The sequence below is a fragment of the Neobacillus sp. SAB-20_R2A genome (assembly GCF_049568635.1).
GTDB lineage: Bacteria > Bacillota > Bacilli > Bacillales > Cytobacillaceae > Neobacillus > Neobacillus citreus.
Genome location: NZ_CP145895.1, coordinates 1,597,043 through 1,618,375 on the forward strand (window position 1 = coordinate 1,597,043; position 21,333 = coordinate 1,618,375).

At 38.3% G+C, this 21,333-nt stretch carries 20 protein-coding genes; 15 read left to right on the top strand and 5 right to left on the bottom strand.

Annotated features, from left to right (window positions below; all coding sequences use genetic code 11):
* The first annotated feature begins 267 nt into the window (after positions 1-267).
* The 5 genes from V5M37_RS07935 (at position 268) to V5M37_RS07955 (ending at position 6,037) form a co-directional block, all read left to right on the top strand.
* Positions 268-1,974, top strand: coding sequence for a peptide ABC transporter substrate-binding protein (locus V5M37_RS07935; RefSeq protein WP_423801503.1), 1,707 nt, complete (start codon positions 268-270; stop codon positions 1,972-1,974).
* 110 nt (positions 1,975-2,084) lie between these two features.
* Positions 2,085-3,017, top strand: a complete 933-nt coding sequence (opp3b, locus tag V5M37_RS07940) for an oligopeptide ABC transporter permease (RefSeq protein ID WP_423801504.1) — start codon at positions 2,085-2,087, stop codon at positions 3,015-3,017.
* Positions 3,014-4,036: an oligopeptide ABC transporter permease gene (opp3C, locus tag V5M37_RS07945; protein ID WP_213141001.1), complete on the top strand. Its 1,023-nt coding sequence runs from the start codon at positions 3,014-3,016 to the stop codon at positions 4,034-4,036. The genes opp3b and opp3C overlap by 4 nt, the downstream gene beginning before the upstream one ends.
* A 15-nt stretch (positions 4,037-4,051) precedes the next feature.
* On the top strand, positions 4,052-5,095 hold the full coding sequence (locus V5M37_RS07950; protein ID WP_423801505.1) for an ABC transporter ATP-binding protein: 1,044 nt from the start codon (positions 4,052-4,054) through the stop codon (positions 5,093-5,095).
* On the top strand, positions 5,096-6,037 hold the full coding sequence (locus V5M37_RS07955) for an ABC transporter ATP-binding protein (RefSeq protein ID WP_423801506.1): 942 nt from the start codon (positions 5,096-5,098) through the stop codon (positions 6,035-6,037).
* A 44-nt stretch (positions 6,038-6,081) separates the two neighbouring features.
* Here V5M37_RS07955 and V5M37_RS07960 read toward each other — a convergent pair whose 3' ends face one another.
* The gene (locus V5M37_RS07960) at positions 6,082-6,267 is read right to left on the bottom strand and encodes a hypothetical protein (RefSeq protein ID WP_213140998.1); all 186 of its coding nucleotides are present in this window, start codon (positions 6,265-6,267) and stop codon (positions 6,082-6,084) included.
* A 566-nt stretch (positions 6,268-6,833) separates the two neighbouring features.
* On the opposite strand from V5M37_RS07960, the gene spxA reads away from it, so the two are divergent.
* From spxA to pepF, 5 genes are all read left to right on the top strand, one after another.
* Positions 6,834-7,229 carry a transcriptional regulator SpxA gene (spxA, locus tag V5M37_RS07965; protein WP_042455300.1) on the top strand — a complete coding sequence of 132 codons (396 nt, stop codon included), beginning with the start codon at positions 6,834-6,836 and terminating at the stop codon, positions 7,227-7,229.
* A 349-nt stretch (positions 7,230-7,578) separates the two neighbouring features.
* Entirely contained in the window at positions 7,579-8,250 is a 672-nt protein-coding gene (gene mecA / locus V5M37_RS07970) for an adaptor protein MecA (protein ID WP_423801507.1), read from the top strand.
* Positions 8,251-8,441: 191 nt separating this feature from the next.
* A complete protein-coding gene (gene cls, locus V5M37_RS07975; RefSeq protein ID WP_423802589.1) occupies positions 8,442-9,953 on the top strand; it encodes a cardiolipin synthase in 1,512 nt (503 codons plus the stop codon).
* Positions 9,954-10,058: 105 nt separating this feature from the next.
* Positions 10,059-11,240: a competence protein CoiA gene (locus V5M37_RS07980; RefSeq protein ID WP_423801508.1), complete on the top strand. Its 1,182-nt coding sequence runs from the start codon at positions 10,059-10,061 to the stop codon at positions 11,238-11,240.
* 126 nt (positions 11,241-11,366) lie between these two features.
* Positions 11,367-13,190: an oligoendopeptidase F gene (gene pepF, locus V5M37_RS07985; RefSeq protein WP_423801509.1), complete on the top strand. Its 1,824-nt coding sequence runs from the start codon at positions 11,367-11,369 to the stop codon at positions 13,188-13,190.
* Between the two features lie 475 nt (positions 13,191-13,665).
* On the opposite strand, the gene V5M37_RS07990 is transcribed toward pepF, so the two are convergent.
* From V5M37_RS07990 to V5M37_RS08000, 3 genes are all read right to left on the bottom strand, one after another.
* Entirely contained in the window at positions 13,666-14,532 is an 867-nt protein-coding gene (locus V5M37_RS07990; protein WP_213140994.1) for a ClpXP adapter SpxH family protein, read from the bottom strand.
* The gene (locus tag V5M37_RS07995) at positions 14,529-14,933 is read right to left on the bottom strand and encodes a globin (protein WP_213141321.1); all 405 of its coding nucleotides are present in this window, start codon (positions 14,931-14,933) and stop codon (positions 14,529-14,531) included. The genes V5M37_RS07990 and V5M37_RS07995 overlap by 4 nt, the downstream gene beginning before the upstream one ends.
* A gap of 137 nt (positions 14,934-15,070) precedes the next feature.
* A complete protein-coding gene (locus V5M37_RS08000; RefSeq protein WP_423801510.1) occupies positions 15,071-15,649 on the bottom strand; it encodes a CYTH domain-containing protein in 579 nt (192 codons plus the stop codon).
* A gap of 120 nt (positions 15,650-15,769) precedes the next feature.
* Between V5M37_RS08000 and V5M37_RS08005 the strand changes: the two genes are divergently transcribed.
* From V5M37_RS08005 to V5M37_RS08020, 4 genes are read left to right on the top strand one after another with little or no spacing between them, the layout of a single operon-like run.
* Positions 15,770-16,129: a hypothetical protein gene (locus tag V5M37_RS08005; protein WP_423801511.1), complete on the top strand. Its 360-nt coding sequence runs from the start codon at positions 15,770-15,772 to the stop codon at positions 16,127-16,129.
* Between the two features lie 23 nt (positions 16,130-16,152).
* Positions 16,153-16,791 carry a GTP pyrophosphokinase gene (locus V5M37_RS08010; protein ID WP_213140991.1) on the top strand — a complete coding sequence of 213 codons (639 nt, stop codon included), beginning with the start codon at positions 16,153-16,155 and terminating at the stop codon, positions 16,789-16,791.
* A gap of 43 nt (positions 16,792-16,834) precedes the next feature.
* Complete coding sequence (locus tag V5M37_RS08015) at positions 16,835-17,629, top strand: NAD kinase (protein WP_213116596.1); 795 nt, start codon at positions 16,835-16,837, stop codon at positions 17,627-17,629.
* 17 nt (positions 17,630-17,646) lie between these two features.
* Complete coding sequence (locus V5M37_RS08020; RefSeq protein WP_423801512.1) at positions 17,647-18,543, top strand: RluA family pseudouridine synthase; 897 nt, start codon at positions 17,647-17,649, stop codon at positions 18,541-18,543.
* 27 nt (positions 18,544-18,570) lie between these two features.
* Here V5M37_RS08020 and prpE read toward each other — a convergent pair whose 3' ends face one another.
* Positions 18,571-19,311: a bis(5'-nucleosyl)-tetraphosphatase PrpE gene (prpE, locus tag V5M37_RS08025; RefSeq protein WP_213140989.1), complete on the bottom strand. Its 741-nt coding sequence runs from the start codon at positions 19,309-19,311 to the stop codon at positions 18,571-18,573.
* A 75-nt stretch (positions 19,312-19,386) separates the two neighbouring features.
* Here prpE and V5M37_RS08030 point away from each other — a divergent pair, with 75 nt between their 5' ends.
* On the top strand, positions 19,387-21,258 hold the full coding sequence (locus V5M37_RS08030) for a monovalent cation:proton antiporter family protein (protein WP_423801513.1): 1,872 nt from the start codon (positions 19,387-19,389) through the stop codon (positions 21,256-21,258).
* Positions 21,259-21,333 lie beyond the last annotated feature (75 nt).

Genomic DNA, 21,333 nt, shown 5'->3' on the forward strand with positions numbered 1-21,333 from the left:
TGGAAAGCTGTGTAAACGCTACCAATATTACACTTTTATTAGGGGAAAATTTCACTTTTATTCCTCCGAAACGTTGTAATGTAAGGTTTTATAACCAGAAAAAACCTTTATAAATATAAATTATAACATAGTAAATTGTAATTCATACGTAAGAATTGTCTCGAAAATGTAAATTAATTTTCAAAAAATAATGTACAAGAGAATGAAAATATGTATAATAGAGAATGTAGTAATTTTTCAGAATAATAGAAAAGGGAGGTCTACATAGTGAAGAAATCAAAACTTTCACTACTTTTAGTATTATCGCTAGTACTTAGCATGTTTCTTGCAGCATGTTCAGGCGGCGGTAATAAAGACACTGGTAAGGAAAAAGAAGGTACCAAGAATGCTCCTAAAGAAGAGCAGCTTGCTGATAAACAGGAACTGAATGTTCTTGAATCATCTGAAATTCCGTCTATGGATAGTGTACTTGCTGAAGATACTGTCAGCTTTACAACAATCAGCAACGTAAATGAAGGTTTATACCGTCTGGATGCTGATCAAAAGGTTATCCCAGCAGTTGCTGCGGAAATGCCTAAATATAATGATGACAAAACTGTTTTAACAATCAAATTAAAGAAGGATTTAAAATGGTCTAACGGTGACCCTGTTACTGCAAACGACTTCGTTTATGCATGGCAGAGAGCAATCGATCCAAAAACAGCTTCTACATACGGCCCGTACTTCATGGCTGGGAAAGTCAAAGGCGCTGAAGAGATCGTAGCCAAGAAAGACAAAGCTACTGCTGAAGATATCAATACTTTAGGAATTAAAGCTTTAGACGACAATACTTTGGAAATTGACTTAGTAAGACCAGTTCCTTATATTGAGTCTTATCTAACATTCCCAATGTTCTATCCGCAAAACCAAAAGTTTGTTGAGGCACAAGGCGCTGACTATGCGAAAGATGCAGCTCACATCCTTTACAATGGTCCATTCAAGTTAACAAAATGGGATGGCCCAACTGCTACTGAATGGGTATATGAAAAGAACGATAGTTATTGGAATGCTAAAAATGTAACATTAACAAAGATTAACTTTAACGTATCGAAAGATCCGCAGGCTTCTGCAAACGCCTTTACTGCTGGCGAAGCTGATATTTCACCAAAGCTTGCACAAGCTGCAATCATTTCACAATTCGAAGGTTCTGACGAATTAGTGCGTTACGTAGAACCATCTATTTTCTGGATTAAAATGAACGAAAAGAACCCGGCATTGAAAAACTTAAACATCCGTAAAGCAATTGCTTTATCTGTAGATAAAAAAGCAATGGTAGACGATGTATTAGCTAACGGTTCTATTGCAGCAAACTTCCTTGTACCAAAAGAATTTACTTTCTTAGATAATAAAGATTTCCGTGCAACAACTAAGGAATACTTGAAGACTAACAAAGAAGAAGCAAAGAAATATTGGGAAAAAGGTTTACAAGAACTTGGAGTTAAAGAAATCAGCTTTGTATACGTTGGCGGTGACACTGAGACTTCAAAGTTAACTGACGCGTTCGTAAAAGGGGAGTTAGAGAAAAACCTTCCTGGATTAAAGCTTGAAATGAATGCTGTACCATTTAAGATTCGTATCGACCGTGAAAACAAACAAGACTATGATTTATTATTCGGCGGTTGGGGACCAGACTATGCTGACCCAATGACATTCATGGATCTATGGTTAACTGGCGGCGAACACAACAGAATGGATTATAGCAACCCAGAATACGATAAGTTAATCAAGGCTGCTAACGAAGATCTATCTGCTAAGCCTGAAGAACGCTGGAAAACACTTCAAAAAGCTGAAGAGCTATTACTTGAAAAGGATGCAGCACTTGCTCCTATGTACCAACGTTCCGTTAACTTATTAATTAATCCAAAAGTTAAAGGCTTTGCACACCATGCCTTTGGCCCTGACTATAGCTATCAGTGGATTAAAATTACAAAATAAGTAACACTAATCAAATAGAAAAGAGAGTATATTTTCAAATATACTCTCTTTTTACCTGTATCAGAATTGTCGAAAAAAGACGAAAATTCCACCAATTAGGAGGTGTAGGCATGGCGAAATATTTAGTGCAACGTTTCGTTTATATGATTATCACACTATTCATTGTTGCATCGGTCACGTTTTTCCTCATGAAATTAATTCCTGGAACTCCATTTAACAATTTCCAAAAGCTTTCGCAGGTCCAACAGGAAATCTTGTTAGAAAAATACAACTTAAATGACCCCGTGCCTGTTCAATATTTTCAATATATAAAGAACTTGGCTGAGGGTGACCTTGGAGTCTCCTTCCAATTCAATAATACCCCTGTGTCAGAACTTCTTGCAAACCGTATTGGCCCATCTGCGGTACTAGGTTTTCAAGCGATGATTGTTGGGTCCATTTTGGGCATTCTATTGGGTGCCATTGCTGCATTAAAACAAAATACTTGGGTTGACTATGGTTCAACATTTATTGCTGTAGTTGGTAAATCAATCCCATCCTTTATTTTTGCGGGTTTGCTGCAATATTACGTGGCTGTAAAATTGGGCTGGTTTCCAGTCATGCTGTGGCGGGGGCCAGAATATACGGTTCTTCCTACTATCGCCTTAGCCATGTTCCCAATTTCGATTGCAGCTCGGTTTATGCGGACAGAAATGATCGAGGTATTAGGATCGGATTATATTACTTTAGCAAAAGCAAAAGGGGCTAGCTACTGGCAAATCAGTATAAAGCATGCGATAAGAAATGCCTTAATTCCTGTTGTCACAGTTTTAGGGCCTTTAGCTGTTAGCTTGATGACAGGTTCATTGGTTATTGAAAAGATTTTTGCGATTCCTGGACTAGGGGAGCAGTTTGTCAAATCGATTGCCACCAACGATTATCCTGTCATTATGGGGACAAATCTTTTATTTGCGGCATTATTTGTTGTCGTAATACTTGTGGTTGATATTCTTTACGGAGTCATTGATCCACGTATTCGTATTTCTGGGGGGAAAGCAAAATGATAAATCAAGAAATTTCTAAAGATATGTTTGCGCCCGCCCATATTGACCCATCAAAAAGTGAAAAAATTGCTAAACCTAGCTTGAATTTTTGGCAGGATTCCTGGCTTCGCGTACGAAAAAATAAGGGCGCCGTGGTTAGTATTGTTATTCTTGGTATTTTAATCATCATGGCTTTTGTTGGTCCGATGATTACACCGTATGAATACGATGCCCAGAATACAAAACACAATAATCTGCCTCCAAGAATTCAAGGGCTTGAAAATGTCCACTGGCTTCCTTTCGATGGAACCTTGACTCGTAGAAACGGGACAGAATATAACGCCTACGAGGTGCGGAAGGTTGACAATTATTATTGGTTTGGTACAGATGCTCTTGGCCGGGATTTGTTTGCCCGTGTTTGGACAGGGACGCAAGTTTCATTATTTATCGCTTTTATGGCAGCATTAATCGATATGCTGATTGGTGTAACTTATGGTGCGGTATCAGGTTATTTAGGCGGACGAGTAGACAGTGTTTTGCAGAGGATTATAGAGGTTATCGTCGGTATTCCGAACCTAATCATTGTTGTTTTGATGATTCTTGTATTAAAACCGGGTATTGTTCCGATTATTGTAGCTTTAACGATTACCGGTTGGACTAGTATGGCCCGCGTGGTACGTGCTCAAGTACTAAAATTTAAAAATCAAGAATTTGTCTTAGCTGCCAAAACATTGGGAGCATCCGATACTTCAATTGTTTTCAAACATATGATTCCAAACATGTTCGGAGTAATTATTATTAACACAATGTTTTCTATCCCAAATGCCATTTTCTTCGAAGCATTCTTGAGCTTTATCGGATTAGGATTACAGGAACCTAATGCATCATTAGGTACATTAGTTGAAGATGGCTTTAAATCGATGATTGCATTTCCATATCAAATGATTATTCCATCCATCATGATTGCTTTAATCATGGTTTGCTTCAACTTGGTAGCAGATGGATTACGAGATGCATTAGATCCAAAAATGCGTGATTAAGGCAGGTGAATCGAATTGGAGAAGATTTTACAAGTTAAAGATTTAAATATATCGTTCCATACATTTTCCGGGGAAGTCAAAGCCATTCGCGGCGTTAATTTTGATTTAATCAAAGGGGAAACATTAGCGATTGTTGGTGAATCGGGCTCGGGAAAATCCGTCACGACAAAGTCGATTATGCGCCTGCTCCCAGAACATAATTCCGAGATAAAAAGCGGCGAAATTCTTTTTGAAGGCAAAGATTTAACCAAATTAACGGATAAGCAAATGCAAAAAATCCGTGGTAAGGACATTTCGATGATCTTCCAGGATCCGATGACATCATTGAATCCTACAATGAAAATCGGAAATCAAATTATGGAACCCCTGATTAAGCATCAAAACATGTCTAGAGGTGCTGCTAGGGAAAGAGCAGTTGAGCTTTTAAGACTAGTTGGAATTCCTAAGCCGGAAATTCGTATTGATCAATATCCGCATCAGTTTTCGGGCGGGATGAGACAAAGGGTTGTTATAGCAATTGCGTTGGCTTGTAATCCTAAAGTTTTAATTGCTGATGAACCGACAACGGCTTTAGATGTTACAATCCAGGCTCAAATTCTGGAATTAATGAAGGATTTGCAAAAAAAGATTGATACATCAATCATCTTTATTACCCATGACCTTGGCGTTGTAGCCAATGTTGCTGACCGAGTCGCTGTTATGTATGGCGGTAAAATCGTAGAAATTGGGACTGCTGATGAGATATTCTATAATCCGAAACACCCATATACATGGGGATTGATCAGCTCCATGCCGGATATGGAAACAGATGATGAGGAATTATACTCAATCCCGGGAACACCACCTGATTTATTAGATCCGCCAAAGGGTGATGCATTTGCACCCCGTAACCCTTATGTGATGAAAATCGACCTAGAACAGGAGCCGCCATTTTTCAAGGTGTCTGATACTCATTATGCAGCCACTTGGCTATTGCATCCGGATGCTCCTAAGGTGGAACCGCCTGAGGCTGTAAAAAGGCGTCAAGGTCAATTCCCTGGTATAAAGGTGGGAAAATAAATGAGTGAAAGAAAAAAATTATTAGAAATAAAGAATTTAAAACAATATTTTAATGAAGGCAAACCTAATGAGGTAAAAGCAGTTGATAATGTCTCCTTTAGTATTTATCAAGGAGAAGTAATGGGGCTTGTGGGTGAATCAGGCTGCGGTAAATCTACAACAGGCCGGACAATTATCCGTCTATACGATGCCACAGGTGGAGAAGTCCTTTATGATGGTGTTAATGTTCATGGAAAAAAATCCAAGAAAGAACTTAAACAATTCAACCGTAAGATGCAAATGATTTTCCAAGATCCATATGCATCATTAAATCCCCGCTTAAAAATAGCAGACGTTATTGCCGAGGGAATCGATATTCATGGGTTGGCAAAATCAAAACAGGAGCGAATGGAAAAGGTATATGAATTGCTCGAAACTGTTGGATTGAACAAGGAACATGCCAATCGTTATCCTCATGAATTTTCCGGCGGTCAGCGGCAACGAATTGGGATTGCCCGTGCACTGGCAGTTCAACCGGAGTTCATTATTGCGGATGAGCCTATTTCAGCATTAGACGTATCGATTCAAGCGCAGGTCGTAAATCTAATGAAAAAGCTTCAGCATGAAAAAGGGTTAACATATCTGTTCATTGCACATGACTTGTCAATGGTTAAATACATCAGTGACCGTATTGGTGTTATGTATTTTGGTAAAATGGTTGAGCTTGCACCGTCAGATGAACTTTACCGAAATCCACTTCATCCATATACGCAATCACTATTATCAGCTATTCCTGCTCCAGATCCGATTAGTGAGCGGGCTCGCAAACGTAAAACATATGATCCAGCAAGCCATAATTATCAGGACAATGAGCAGGTTGAGTTCCGTGAAGTTACGCCGGGACACTTTGTCCTTTGTTCGGAAAAAGAATTTAAACAATATCAAGCACAATCCAAACAATAATAAAAAAAACGATCTCAGATATCGAGATCGTTTTTTTTATTATTTTACTTTCTTTTTCCGCCAACGGTTTTCCAGCCAGTTTGAAATCTGGCACTTTGGTCGACAAATTCGCTGCGGCGTTTTCCGCCAAATACCTTTTCACCAATACCGTTTGTGATGACTCCCATAAAAGCTGTAATCCCGATCACTAACAGTGCAACAACTGTTAAATCAGTTATGTATCCAGCCATGATTGTCCCTCCATTTGATGAATCAAAGAATTGATTTTATTTTATTCACTACACTTATTGTAAGTGAACTTTGCCTTTAAGAAAAGAGAAAAATAAAAAACTAATGAAAAGCTATATTTAAATACTGATATCGTTTTCATTTTGTGATTTTAATTGAGAATGGATTTTTTAGAAAAAAACCTAGCAGGTTATTTGTTATTAAAAACTAGATTTAATTCGCAATGCATTACCCTCATAAAGCATAAATAAAGATGCGAACATTCTAGTATGATTAACAATGAAACGTAATAAAAAATAAAAAAATAAAAAAATTTTTGAAACTTTTTCAGAAATCATTCGTCTAATATAATAAGGAATCTTAAATTTAGGGGGTATTCTGATAGTGATTATTTTTGAAAAAGGGATACCTTTTTTCAAAATTGTAGTGTATAATGAGTGATATAAATTCCTTATTTATAATAATTTTAATTTTATAAACTGTTAATACATTGGAATTGTGTTAATTTCCCTAATTCCGGATTGATATATGATAGATTTGCAAATAATTAGAGGAGTGTGAAACACAGATGGTAACACTATACACCTCACCGAGCTGTACATCATGTCGGAAAGCAAAGTCATGGTTAGAAGAGCATGAGATTCCATATAAGGAAAGAAATATTTTCTCAGAACCTTTATCTATGGAAGAAATCAAAGAAATTCTACGTATGACTGAAGATGGAACGGATGAAATTATTTCAACGAGATCTAAAACCTTTCAAAAGTTAGATGTGAATTTGGATACAATGCCTCTTCAGGATTTATTCAAATTAATTAAAGAAAACCCTGGGTTGCTTCGCCGCCCAATCATCATTGATGAAAAACGTTTGCAAGTTGGATATAATGAAGATGAAATCCGCAGATTTCTGCCTAGAAAGGTCAGAACGTATCAATTGCGAGAAGCACAGCGGATGGTAAATTAAATGAGAGTAAAGACCTTTTTTATGAAGGTCTTTTTTTTCGTTTTTATTGTTTGAAATTTTTATTGAATTTTGTTATTATTAAAGGAATATCTATATTGGAAATTTTCCCTCTGAATGTTGATTGGACTACTGTTCGTATTGGATATTAGGCGGATTTATGGATTTTGTGAAATTGCGCTTTTTTATTTCCCTTATTTGTTCTTTTATCATAAAATGAAAGTACAAGAGTATTTGCTTTTTTATTTAAAGTTTCATTGAATAAACTTTTTTTAAGAGTTAATGCTAAGGGAGTTATCTGCTTGGGGGTATTTAGTCCCTTCAATATGAACAATGGAAGGGAGAGGTTAAAATGGAGATTGAACGTATTAACGAAAATACGGTTAAATTTTATATTTCCTATGGTGATATAGAAGAAAGAGGCTTTGATCGGGAAGAGATATGGTACAATCGTGAACGAAGTGAAGAACTCTTTTGGGAAATGATGGATGAAGTCCATGGAGAGGAAGAGTTTGTGGTTGAAGGTCCGTTATGGATTCAGGTTCAAGCCTTGGATAAAGGGTTAGAGGTACTTGTGACCAAAGCGCAGCTTTCCAAAGATGGCCAGAAATTTGAACTTCCTATTCCTAATGATAAAATTAAGGATTTGCCTGTTGATGATAAGATTGAAGAACTTTTAGATCAGCATTTTAATCCAAATTATTCAGATGAAGAAGAAGTCCTTCTTGAAGAAGATAGTTTGGAGTTTATTCTTGCTTTTAAAGATTTTGAAGATGTGATCAGTTTGGCAAAAAGACCTGGTCTTGATAACTTAGTCACAACGCTATATCACTTTGAAGGTAAGTATTACTTATATACTGAATTTCCTGAAGATGTTTTCGGGGAAGATGAGATTGATGATGTTTTAAGCGTATTGCTGGAATATGGATATGAAACACAGTTAACGATTCACCGAATTCAGGAGTACGGTAAAGAAATAATTGCTGAGAATGTTTTTGAAGTTATTCGAAACCATTTTAGCTAAAAAAAGTACCGATTTCACATTTGAAATCGGTATTATTTTAGCTAATAGGAAATTATAAATTTTTTCAAAATTTATAATTTCCTAACGCATAAATTCAACTACGCCTCTGTCATCGTCCTATCGGACTCGCCAATCGGCGAGTTTTCATTTATCTAACTTTAAATATGGGTGTTTCAAAGCAGGTGAGGACACTGAAGAATACGGTTCGGGTTGTCATATTTTTGTTGGTACTTTCAATTCTTCTTTTTGCTTTCAAAAATCAGTTGGAGAGTGGCATTTTAGGGTTCCTAAGTGTAATGATTTCGCTTTCCGTCATTTTTATCGGGTTTGTAATATTTTTGGAAAACCGACATCCTACACAAACCATAACATGGTTGGTTGTTCTTGGAAGCTTTCCGCTAGTGGGGTTTATTTTTTATCTTCTATTTGGCAGGAATTATCGAAAGGAACGGATGTTTAGAAAAAAGTATTTTCTTGATAAACAGGCATTCTTAACCGTTGAGGGCGAAAATGACCCAAGGAGTGAAGAAAAGCTGCAGTTAATGGGGGAGCATCAAGGCAAATTATTTATGCTTGCTCAAAAACTGGGGAATAGTCCAATATCCTTTGATACAGCAACCAAGGTTTTAACAAACGGTGAGGAAACCTTTTGTCACATAATGAAAGAGCTAAAAAGGGCGAGGCACCATATTCATCTAGAATATTATATTATTAGGCATGATCAGATTGGCCAAGAAATAAAGAATATTTTAATTGAAAAAGCGAATCAAGGTGTAAAGGTTCGTTTTATGTTTGATGCCGTTGGGTCCTGGAAGCTTTCAAAAACTTATATCAATGATTTAAAGAATGCCGGAATAGAAACTGTTCCATTTGGGCCGGTAAAATTGCCTTTTTTAAATAATAAGTTTAATTTCCGCAACCACCGAAAAATAATTGTCATAGACGGGAATATTGGGTTTGTTGGCGGATTAAATATTGGCGATGAATATCTGGGACGAAATAAGGATATCGGATTCTGGCGGGATACCCATTTGATGCTTCGGGGCGAAGCAGTGCGGACGCTGCAGCTGATTTTTCTCCAGGATTGGTATTATATGACGAATCATAGTTTTCTGACGGCAGAATACTTATCTCCACAAATTGACCACAAAAGCCACGGTGGTGTTCAGTTAATCGCAGGAGGTCCGGATAACGAATGGAGTGTTATCAAGAATATATTTTTCTCCATGATTGGATCGGCAAGAAAATCAGTCTGGATTGCTTCTCCATACTTTATACCAGATGAGGATATTTTCTCCGCCATTAAAGTAGCCGCCTTAAGTGGAATTGATGTACGGCTTCTAGTTCCAAACCGCCCGGATAAGCGGATTGTCTTTCATGCTTCAAGATCCTATTTTCCTGAGCTTTTAGAGGCAGGAGTAAAGGTGTTTGAATACGAAAGAGGGTTTATGCACAGCAAAATCGTCATTGTTGATGGGGAATTGGCCTCAATAGGAACCTCTAACATGGATATGCGAAGCTTTCATTTGAATTTTGAGGTAAATGCGTTCCTTTTCCGAACGAAAAGTACCCAAAAGCTTGTTGCAGAATACCTAAACGATTTGGAATTTGCAATACAATTAGATTTAAAAACATTCCAACAGCGGCATTTGGGGTATCGGTTGCTAGAATCTACTGCAAGACTGCTCTCACCGTTATTGTGAAAATTTTGTTAAAACTCGTCGATACCGGCGGGTTTTTATTTTTTTGTAAAGGGATTTTGGCACGTTTAGTCGAATTGGAGAAGAAAAGAAGGGGGAGGATTCCGATTGTTAACAGCCCAGACGAAAACAGGTAAACAAATTTCGCTTGGAAATGGTTACTCGAAAGAAGCACTTTTAAGCCTTAGAAAAACCGAGGAGTTCAAATGTCCTGTCTGTGGGGAAAATGTTTCATTAAAGCTTGGTGAGCAGCGAATATTCCATTTTGCCCATAAAAAAGGAAGCACCTGCTGCGAACTATACGAAGCAGAGTCCGTCAATCATATTGAAGGAAAGCTTCAGTTATATCATTGGCTAAGCATGCAAAAAATTCCTTGTATCCTCGAATTTTATGATCGGAAAATGCAACAGCGTCCTGATATCATGTTTGAACATAATGGTCAGAGATTTGCCCTAGAGTTTCAGTGCTCCACACTATCAGAAGAAATATTTTGGAAGAGAACAAAAAACTACCTTGAACATCACTATACACCTCTATGGATCATCTCCAGCCATCACATTCATCAAAAAAGCCGCCACATCATTCCTTTTTCAAATTTTCATTACTTATTTTTACGAACGGGCATCAGTGGTCAGTTGTATATACCCTGCTATTCTCCCGAAAAGAAAGCCTTCCAATTAATTAGTTCTATTACTCCGTATTCCATTAAAAATGCTTTTGCGGAGCAATCATTCAATTACCTTGACCGTTTGCGACTTGAGGATTTGCTCAATCCTAAGCCCGATAAATGGAAGATTAACCTATTAAAGTGGAAGGAAGCCGCAGAAAATTATCAAATTAGTTGGGTTCTTCATGCAGGTGCCGTGAAAAATCCCTTTCTACATGAAATTTATCAGCGAAATTTAAATCTCTTTTTATTGCCAGCAGAAATAGGCCTGCCAGTTCCTCATGCAGTTTACATTCAAACCCCTCCAGTTGTATGGCAAACCTACTTATTCCTTGATTGTCTAGCTGATAAAAATCCCGGTGCATTGATCTCGTATCAGGATATACATTACCAGGTGCAGAAAAGAATCTCCAAAAAAGATATTACGATCCGAACTTTTCCGTTACTAGAAACTATTAATCCGATGATACCGGTCATAGAATATTTCCGGAGGCTGATTGAATTGGGCGTTTTAATTCGAAAAGGGGATTGGATATGCGAAATAAACAGAAAAATCAAGATTCCTCAATCAAACCGAGAAAAGGATGAGGCAAAGTCAATATTTTATCAAAATAATAAATGAAAATAGATGACAGGGCATAATATAGGAGAGGCTTTACTGCTTATAAGCGTAAAGGAGGAAAAATAAAGAAAAAATGGAATATAATAAAGTGATATTGGATTATCGAATGGAAATGGAGGATCAATCATGACAAATGAAACGGCTGTAAAGGCACTTCCGGCAAGAAGTGAAATTCCAGTTGAAGATACTTGGAAGCTGGAGGATATTTTTGCAAGCGATGAGGAATGGGAAAAAGAATTCCAAGAGGTGAAGGCACAAATTCCGGGAATTAAGCAGTTCGAAGGAAAATTGGGAGAAAGTGCAGAGACGCTTTATAAAGCCCTTCAATTTCAGGACCAGCTTTTTGAAAGAATCGGCAAGCTCTATACATATTCACATATGAGATACGACCAAGATACGACAAACTCTTTTTATCAGGGCTTGGATGATCGAATGAAAAATCTTTATTCTCAAGCGGCGAGCCAATTTGCCTTTATTGTTCCAGAAATTCTTGCAATTGACGAAAGTAAAGTAACTGGCTTTTTAAATGAAAAAACGGAATTAAAGCTATATGAACATGCTCTTGAAGAAATTAATTTGCAACGGCCGCATGTATTGAGTGCGGAAGAGGAAGCTCTGCTTGCTGAAGCGAGTGAAGTAATGAATGCGTCTAGTAATACATTTGGTATGCTGAATAATGCCGATTTGGAGTTCCCATCCATTAAGGATGAAAATGGCAACGAGGTTGAAATTACACATGGCCGTTATATCCGTTTTCTTGAAAGCGAAGACCAGAGGGTAAGGCATGACGCTTTTAAAGCTGTATATCAAACCTATGGACAGTTTAAAAATACATTCGCAAGTACTTTAAGCGGGAATGTGAAAAAGGATAATTTTAATGCGCGGGTCCGCAACTATGACTCAGCAAGACACTCTGCCCTTGCTGCTAATAATATTCCTGAAACGGTCTATGATAACTTAGTGAATACCGTTAATGAGAATCTGCATCTGCTGCATCGTTATGTAAAGCTCCGCAAACAAGTATTAGGGGTTCAGGAGCTTCATATGTATGATTTGTACACACCACTAGTTAAAGATGTGAAAATGGAAATTAAGTATGAAGAAGCAAAAGATCTTGTTATAAAAGGACTAGCCCCGTTAGGTGATGAGTATGCCCAGATTCTAAAAGAGGGCTTTGAAAACCGCTGGGTCGATGTCCATGAGAATAAGGGCAAGCGCAGCGGGGCTTACTCATCAGGGGCATACGGAACGCATCCATATATCCTGATGAACTGGCAGGATAACGTAAACAACTTATTTACCTTGGCTCATGAATTTGGTCACTCTGTTCACAGCTACTACACAAGGAAGAATCAGCCGTTCCCATATGGGGACTATTCGATTTTTGTCGCTGAGGTTGCTTCTACCTGCAATGAGGCGCTGCTGAACAACTATTTGTTAAAAACAATTGATGATGAACAAAAGCGGATTTATCTGTTGAATCATTATTTGGAAGGCTTTAGAGGCACGGTATTCCGTCAGACGATGTTTGCTGAATTCGAGCATTTAATCCATCAGATGGCGCAGAATAATGAGGCATTAACGGCAGAATCATTAACAAAAACGTACTATGAATTAAATAAAAAGTACTTCGGTGAAGAGGATATTGTCATCGATGAGGAAATCGGCCTTGAATGGACCCGCATTCCGCATTTCTATTACAACTATTATGTTTACCAATATGCGACAGGCTTCAGCGCGGCAACTGCCTTAAGCAAGCAGATTTTAGAGGAAGGCGAGCCAGCCGTAAAACGGTATATTGAATTCCTCAGTGCGGGAAGCTCCGATTATCCAATTGAAGTATTAAAGAAAGCCGGAGTGGATATGACAAGCTCTGAGCCAATCAAGGATGCCTGCAAGGTGTTTGAAGAAAAACTAGGTGAATTAGAACAACTATTGCTTAAAAAGTAAGTTAAAAGGGCTGGTGGTAGTCACCAGCCCTTAAAATCCCTTAAATTTTTTTCTGTCATTGATGGAGATGCTGGGGATTAAGATGGAAAGAAACAATACGGGGATGCTAATGATAATCGGGAAAATTTTTAAGAGTGCCAGTACTTGTAAAAAAAATGCAAAAATAAAGAAAAGAATCATCAGTGTAATGGAGAATTTTTTCAATTTCTTAATCATCCTTTTTTAGTAAATATCTTTCCTTAATATTTATGGTCTACTCTATGAATTTATGATTTTTGACAATAATGTGAAATAAAGCACAAACTTATTGTCACCCCTTTCAGCCCATGCTATATTTAATACGTGAAGTTGATCACAACAAACATATACCCCTTTGTTTGACCGTGAAAAATTTCTCCCATCCCCTTTGTTCGTATTAAGAGAAATGCCCTGCAGTTGATGGCTGCAGGGCATTTCTGTTATACATGATCATAAGCTACTCAATATACTTCCAAAAGGTCCCGAACTTTGCAGGGATTTGCTGCACCACCTGCTTAAGGAGCAATTTTTTCATTTCCCGTTCAATTTGTGAAATGGTCATATTATATACAAGTGCAATTTCCTTTGAGGCGACAAACTTAAAATTCTTTAAAAATGTTTCTAGTGGAGGCAGTGGAGATTTAATCGGCTTTTCTGCGAGCATTTCCTCCAGAATTTGAACATAAACCTCATATGGATATGTTCCTGTTATTTTTATTCCTTCTTCTTCAACGTTCTCATTAAAGAAGACAAGAGTAGGAATTTCGCGAACTTCCATTTCGGAAGTAATTTGCAGGTCGCACTGAAAAGCTTTTGCAGCACTTTCTGAATGCATGTCTTGAAGAAATTCTTGAATTTCAAGTCCTGCTTTATCCGCACACTCTCTTAATACTCCTAAATCTGAAATATTCCTTTTTTCCAAAAATAATACCTCTTGGATTGAGCGGAGGAAGCGGATTCCTGCACGTCTCCCTTGAAGTTCTGCTGCTTTTAACGCAATCGATACATTATAGGGAGCATCAACAGGGTCTTCAAACCCATGATTTCCTTCACAAGATATTACTGACCTGCTCGTTGTTTTCTCCCAAACCTGCGCAAGGTTTTCAACATTTTTTTTACGGCTTACATTTAAATCCGTTAATTTTCCACTTAACACATGCTTGATAGAAAAGTAACGTCCATACTCAATCTGAAGCTTTTTCATGATAGGTTCAAGTGACCAGCATTCGGGACAAAGCGGATCAATAAATAAATAAATTTCTATCGGTTTTTTATCGCTGCTATTGATTGGCTGCAAAGAATTTGAGTAATCAAAATTATTCACGATGGCTCACCGGAATTTTCTTGATCGTCAGGTGTATTTATCATGTGCTGGGCAGTTAGAAAAAGCCTGGAATAAAATTCATCCCTAATCGGTCCTTCTAAGCCGGTTTTATCCATTGCTTTGGTCATGCATGAAAGCCAGGCTTTGGCACGTATTGGCGTAACCGGAAAAGGCAGATGGCGGGCGCGCATCATCGGGTGTCCATGTTCCTCAGTATAGAGTGGAGGACCGCCTAAATATTGGGTTAAAAATTGCTTTTGTTTACGGGCAATTTCAGAAAAATCATTTGGGAATATAGGAGCAAGGTCAGGATGTTGTGCAACAAGGCCATAAAAAGTGTCCACAAGACGATGGAGCGTTTCTTCTCCAATAACCTCAAATGGTGTTTGCTGATTATTCATCATGTTGACAACTCCTCCTCTCGTCATTATCAAGTTTACATTCATTTTAACAATGCCTAATTTTTATCTCAAATGAATTGCTCCAGAAAAAAGGATATTATTAATGTGTCCAATATGGATTTTCTTACGAAACTAATTTATAAGTTGTATTTCTGCCTGTAAAAGCGGCGAATTTTGTTTTCGGTTTTTCTAACAGGAATTTGATAATTTTTTAACAGCTGCAAAAAGACTTCCTGTCCCTCCTGAAAATTTTCAGCCTCATATTCTAGTTCAAAATCCTCTTGATTTAGGTAAATACTATGGTCGAAAACGAGCACGCCTTTCTTAAACGCTGCTTCAGCGCGTCTTGTTGCCAAAGATCCGAAATAAACCAATTTACCAAAGGGGATACCCATTTCCTCTATGATTACCTTTATTTGGCCCGAAGGAAGTCTCCCAAATTGAATTGCTTCTAGAGCTTCCATTTCGCTAAGTATTTGATTTGTTTCAAGAAGTCCGATTTCTGCAGGCTGCTTTAACGTCATTTCCCAGCTATTCTTTTTTAAACGAATTCTTAAAGCTGAATGCCTATCCTTTAAGGCAAAATCCTCCGTATCGAAGTAATGGTTCTCCTGAGAAAAAATGCTTATTTCATCAATTTGAAAATCGTTTAATAATCTTAAATATTCTTCTTTTGTCAGTATGTTTTTAAATTCTATTTCAATATTTTGCGGCATCGTTTGTCTTCCTTTCCGATAAAAATTATTTACATTATCTCATCTTCAGTGGAAACTGCAATCCTTGGGAGAAATGAGGAATTATGTTAAAATAGTGGGTATGGAAGATGGAGGTAAAATATGAGGAAAAAACTAATAGTCCAAGCGGCAAATGTAATGGAAAATGCACTTGTTTTAGAAGTATCCGAAGCAATAACTGGTTTAGTTCCGGCCGAACAAATCCTTGTGGATTCTGAACATTATTCCTTTATTTATCTAATGGAAGATTCAGATGACTATACATACATCGTGCTCCCAGAACCAATCTGGCCCGACATGAAAATGGCTGCAGAACTTCCGGTTTGGATTTCCGACGGAAATGAAAAAATAGAACTTCAGCGTTTTAATGAAGAGTTTGATTTTATTATTAACAACATAAAAGGAAATAGCAATTACGGTAAAGAAATGGTTGAAAAAGCAGAAACAGTTTTTCATCCATAATTTGTTCTTGTCGAGGTGGAGTCATGAAGCATTGGGACCAATTTTTAACCCCTTATAAGCAGGCAATTAATGAGCTCAAGATAAAATTAAAGGGAATGAGAGGTCAATTTGAACTCGATTCGACACATTCACCGATTGAATTTGTTACCGGTAGGGTAAAGCCAATTGCCAGTATTTTAGATAAAGCAAACCAAAAAGGAATACCGTTAGATAAACTTGAAGAAGAAATGCAGGATATTGCCGGCCTTCGGATTATGTGCCAGTTTGTGGAGGATATTTATCGGGTCGTTTCGCTGCTCCGAAACCGCAATGATTTTGAAATAGTGGAGGAAAGGGATTATATTTCTCATGAAAAAATCAGTGGATACCGTTCCTATCACGTTGTCATTCAATACCCGGTGCAAACTATCCACGGTGAAAAGAAAATTCTAGCCGAAATACAAATTCGGACATTGGCCATGAATTTTTGGGCAACAATTGAACATTCCTTAAACTATAAGTATAAAGGTGCCTTTCCCACTGATATAAAAATGCGACTCCAGCGTGCGGCAGAGGCGGCTTTCCGTTTAGATGAGGAAATGTCACTTATCCGGGGTGAAATTAAAGAAGCACAGGCTTTTTTTACGAGAAAGAAGGAAACAGCCCAAGAAGAAAAGAAATGAGCCGCTGTTTATATAGATTATTCCAATACAAGGGGTAAAAAAGATGAAATTTGCGATAACATCTAAAGGGGATCAAAAATCAAATATTCTTATGCATAAAATGAGGACCTATTTGCTGGATTTTGAGTTAAAGTACGATGAAGACCAGCCGGATATCGTCATCTCTGTAGGAGGAGACGGGACGCTCCTGTATGCTTTCCACCGTTACAGCAGCCGTTTGGATAAAACAGCATTTGTTGGGATCCATACTGGGCACCTCGGTTTTTATGCAGATTGGACCCCTGAGGAAATCGAAAAGCTGGTCATTGCCATTGCAAAGACACCGTTTCAGGTTGTTGAATATCCACTTTTGGAGGTCATTATTCGTTATTCCCATGCGGGTAAGGAATCCAGGTACCTAGCATTGAATGAATCTACCGTAAAGGGTGTGGAGGGAACGCTGGTCATGGATGTAGAAATACGCGGCCAGCATTTTGAAAGATTTCGTGGTGATGGTCTTTGTATCTCTACCCCTTCCGGAAGTACAGCCTATAATAAAGCACTAGGCGGAGCCATTATTCACCCGTCCATCCAAGCCCTTCAAGTGGCGGAAATGGCATCCATTAACAACAGGGTTTTCAGAACAGTGGGTTCTCCGCTTATTCTGCCAGCACACCACACATGTATGTTAAAGCCAGTAAATCGGACGGATTTCCAGATTACAATTGATCATTTAACCCTGCTTCATAAGGATGTAAAGTCAATCCAATTCCGGGTTCCAGAGGAAAAAATCCGCTTTGCTAGGTTCCGCCCGTTTCCTTTCTGGAAAAGAGTACATGATTCATTTATTTCAGACTAAATGAAGGAAAACATGGAATGACAAAAAAATTTCAACTTCAGTGGAGTATTCATGATAATAGTGCCGGATTGCTCATTAAAGAGTTTTTAAAGAGGGAAGAAATCTCTCGGACTGCTTTGACGGATATTAAATTCAAGGGCGGGAGAATCCTTGTCAACAGTGAAGATGTAAATGTAAGGTATAAGCTCGTTGAAGGGGATGTACTGACATTGATATTCCCTTCCGAGAGCCCTAGTTTTCCGGGAGAGGAGCTTCCAATGACGATTCTGTTTGAGGATGAATTTTTGCTGGTTGTCGTTAAACCTGCCGGTATGAGTACAATTCCGTCACGGGAGCATCCTGCCGGGAGCCTGGCAAATGCCCTTGTAGGATATTATCAGAAAACAGGACTAACTGCTACAGCCCACATTGTAACTCGGCTGGATCGGGATACTTCAGGGATTGTTTTAGTGGCTAAACATCGTCATATTCATCATTTGTTTAGTTTAATGCAGCGGAAATCTCAAGTGAAACGAACCTATGAAGCATTTGCAGGCGGTTTGTTGTCGGCGGACAGAGGCACGGTAAACGCCCCAATCGGACGTAAAGCGGAAAGCATAATCGAAAGGGAGGTCCGTGAGGATGGACAATATGCCTGTACCCATTACCGAGTCATATCAAGGCATAGGGAATTTACCCAGGTTGAGCTGAACCTGGAAACCGGACGGACCCATCAAATCAGGGTCCATATGTCTTACTTGGGTCATCCTCTTCTCGGTGATGACTTGTATGGGGGAGACACCTCGTTAATAGATAGGCAGGCGTTACATTGTAAAGAAGTCCACTTTATTCATCCCCTTACCCGGGAGGAAATGACCTTTACGGCACCTTTGCCGGATGATATGAAGAAATTAATAGAGGCTGGTCATGACTAACAAGGCCAGCCTTCTTTTATTTTTATTTTATTCAAATTGTTTAAATTTTTCTTTGATATATGGCATTGTAGAGGGAATAGAGACCAGTTCCATTTCTGGATATCTTAAGGCAGTAAGTTTGCCGCCAAAAACAGCCCCTGTGTCAATATTATACGTTTTATTAATAATTCTTGGCTCTTTCACAGGCGTATGTCCATAAACAATATAAGCTTCCCCGTGATACTGTTTAGCCCAGTCTCTTCTGACAGGGGATCCGTCCGGGTGCTTTTCACCAGTAATATCTCCGTAGAGAACAAATGTCTTTACTTGATTATTTTTCTTTCCAATCAATTCTTGTTTAATTCCTGCATGGGCGATTATTAACTTTTTCTGGTCTAATACTAAGTACAATGGAGCATTTTCATATAGGTCCATAAATTTTTTTCGAATGGAATCTTGGTCTTTTTTATATAATGTTTCATACTCCGCCACGGTTGTTTCAAGTCCGTGGGAAATTTGGACTTTGTTGCCAAGGAAAAAGCGATACAACTTATTGCAATGGTTTCCAGGTGTATAGAAAGCTTTTTCCTGCTCGATGACCAGCTTCCAAACGATTTCAATCACTTTGAGAGAATTTGGACCTCTGTCGGTTAAATCACCGACAAACCCGAGTATTCTGTTTTCCGGATGGAGGGGAATCCCACTTTTCCAATCGTAACCTAATTTTGCAGTTAACTCCGAGAATTCTGTGAAACATCCATGGATATCTCCGATAATATCTATTTTCATGATAGTTGCCCCTTTCCAATTCTTATTTTTTGTCGGATTGTGAGCATTTATAACTATACATAAGGGAGGAGTATTATGGAACAACACGTCTCCATTATTTCATTATTGATTGTTGTGACAACAGCATTTTTAACTCCAATTCTTTTGCATCGATTTAAATTAAATTTCATTCCAGTTGTTGTTGCGGAAATTATCATGGGCCTCATTATAGGGAAGAGTGGATTCAATATCGTTCATGAAGATATGTGGCTGTCTACCTTGTCTACACTTGGCTTTATTTTTCTTATGTTCCTAAGCGGACTTGAGATTGACTTTACAGCATTTTCAGGTGGGAAAAAACGTGAGACCCTTCCAAACGGGAAAAAAGAACCAAACTCCTTTCTGGTCTCATCCATTATCTTTGCCGGTGTCTTCATTCTTTCACTCGGTTTATCGTATCTCTTTGTTCTGGCAGGATTTATCGATAATGCTTTCCTGATGACATTGATTATTTCGACGATTTCATTGGGAGTAGTCGTGCCCACCTTAAAAGAAGCTCACTTAATGAAAACGGTGATTGGGCAGATTATCTTACTGGTAGCAGTTATTGCTGATTTGGCTACCATGATTCTGCTGGCCCTCTTTGTTTCCCTGAATGAAGGGGGAGAGGGGGATACATGGCTTCTGCTGATTTTGTTTGGAGCAGGAATTATCCTTTATTTCATTGGTAAAAGATTTAAAAATCGCAGCTTTATTGAAACACTCTCAACAGGGACAGTCCAAATCGGCACGAGGGCTGTATTTATGCTGATTATTGTGCTGGTAGGATTATCCGAAACAGTCGGTGCTGAAAATATTCTGGGAGCATTTTTGGCAGGTGTCCTTGTTTCTTTGTTGGCACCAAACCAAGAGCTTGTTCATAAGCTTGATTCCTTTGGCTACGGTTTTTTAATTCCTATCTTCTTTGTAATGGTAGGTGTAGAACTGGACATTTGGTCGTTATTAAGTGAAAAGAAGCTTTTGTTATTAATACCACTTTTACTGATTGGGCTATTATTTTCGAAGCTAATTCCTGTGTACCTTTTGAAAATTTGGTACGATATGAAAACCGTAATTGCCTCGGGATTTCTGCTTACCTCCACATTGTCACTTGTTATTGCTGCAGCGACAATCGGAGAACGGATTGGGGTTATATCAGAGCAAATGAAAGGAACACTAATTCTTGTCGCTGTAATTACCTCAATTTTTACGCCAATTGTTTTTAAAAAGCTGTTCCCTCGAGAAGCAGCGGAGGGCAGGAAGGTGTCCATTGCCTTTTTAGGTGCTAACCAGATTACTTTGCCTGTTTCCCTGGAATTAAAGTCCGGACTCTATAATCCGGTTTTGTATCATCAAAAAATTGAAAAGGCCGAAAAAACATTTGCTGACTCGGTATTTGAAATAAAGGAAATCCAGGATTATTCGCAGGAGGCCATTGAAAATACAAAAGTGTTCGAGTCTGAAATAGTAGTAATCTTAACAGGAAACCAGGATGTGAATGCAGACCTTGCTATAGCTGCGAAAGAAAAAGGAGTTCCAAGGGTCATTGCCAGAATTGAAAGTCCTGAATTGGAGCAGAGGCTTCGTGAGCATGGGGTAGAGGTATTCTCCTCCTTTATGTCTACAAAAGCGCTGCTTCGGGCGATGATTGAGTCTCCTGCGGTCATAAATCTATTGACGAATCAGGAAACTGGGTTATATGAAATTGTCATGAATAATGAATTATTTGATGGTATGTCATTAAGAAGATTTCCGTTTACAGGGGATGTTATTTTTGTCAGGATTTTCAGAGGAAAGGATTCCATCGTCCCTCATGGTGACACGGAGCTGCAAATGCATGACCGACTGATTGTCACAGGTTCAAAGGAATATGTGGATGAACTGAAAAGAGAGCTTGAATTTTCAGAAACAGGCAAAAGCTATTATTAGAAAAGGCAAGTACTTTTCATTTATTCAGAATTAGTGTAGAATTAGTACCAAGTACTAATATCAGTTATCATGTAG

Excerpts from the sequence above, each read along its gene's own strand:
- opp3b (WP_423801504.1), top strand. The coding sequence starts at position 2,085 with ATGGCGAAATATTTAGTGCAACGTTTCGTTTATATGATTATCACACTA.
- opp3C (WP_213141001.1), top strand. The coding sequence starts at position 3,014 with ATGATAAATCAAGAAATTTCTAAAGATATGTTTGCGCCCGCCCATATT.
- V5M37_RS07955 (WP_423801506.1), top strand. The coding sequence starts at position 5,096 with ATGAGTGAAAGAAAAAAATTATTAGAAATAAAGAATTTAAAACAATAT.
- V5M37_RS07960 (WP_213140998.1), bottom strand. The coding sequence starts at position 6,267 with ATGGCTGGATACATAACTGATTTAACAGTTGTTGCACTGTTAGTGATC.
- spxA (WP_042455300.1), top strand. The coding sequence starts at position 6,834 with ATGGTAACACTATACACCTCACCGAGCTGTACATCATGTCGGAAAGCA.
- mecA (WP_423801507.1), top strand. The coding sequence starts at position 7,579 with ATGGAGATTGAACGTATTAACGAAAATACGGTTAAATTTTATATTTCC.
- pepF (WP_423801509.1), top strand. The coding sequence starts at position 11,367 with ATGACAAATGAAACGGCTGTAAAGGCACTTCCGGCAAGAAGTGAAATT.
- V5M37_RS07995 (WP_213141321.1), bottom strand. The coding sequence starts at position 14,933 with ATGAATAATCAGCAAACACCATTTGAGGTTATTGGAGAAGAAACGCTC.
- V5M37_RS08000 (WP_423801510.1), bottom strand. The coding sequence starts at position 15,649 with ATGCCGCAAAATATTGAAATAGAATTTAAAAACATACTGACAAAAGAA.
- V5M37_RS08005 (WP_423801511.1), top strand. The coding sequence starts at position 15,770 with ATGAGGAAAAAACTAATAGTCCAAGCGGCAAATGTAATGGAAAATGCA.
- V5M37_RS08010 (WP_213140991.1), top strand. The coding sequence starts at position 16,153 with ATGAAGCATTGGGACCAATTTTTAACCCCTTATAAGCAGGCAATTAAT.
- V5M37_RS08015 (WP_213116596.1), top strand. The coding sequence starts at position 16,835 with ATGAAATTTGCGATAACATCTAAAGGGGATCAAAAATCAAATATTCTT.
- V5M37_RS08020 (WP_423801512.1), top strand. The coding sequence starts at position 17,647 with ATGACAAAAAAATTTCAACTTCAGTGGAGTATTCATGATAATAGTGCC.
- prpE (WP_213140989.1), bottom strand. The coding sequence starts at position 19,311 with ATGAAAATAGATATTATCGGAGATATCCATGGATGTTTCACAGAATTC.
- V5M37_RS08030 (WP_423801513.1), top strand. The coding sequence starts at position 19,387 with ATGGAACAACACGTCTCCATTATTTCATTATTGATTGTTGTGACAACA.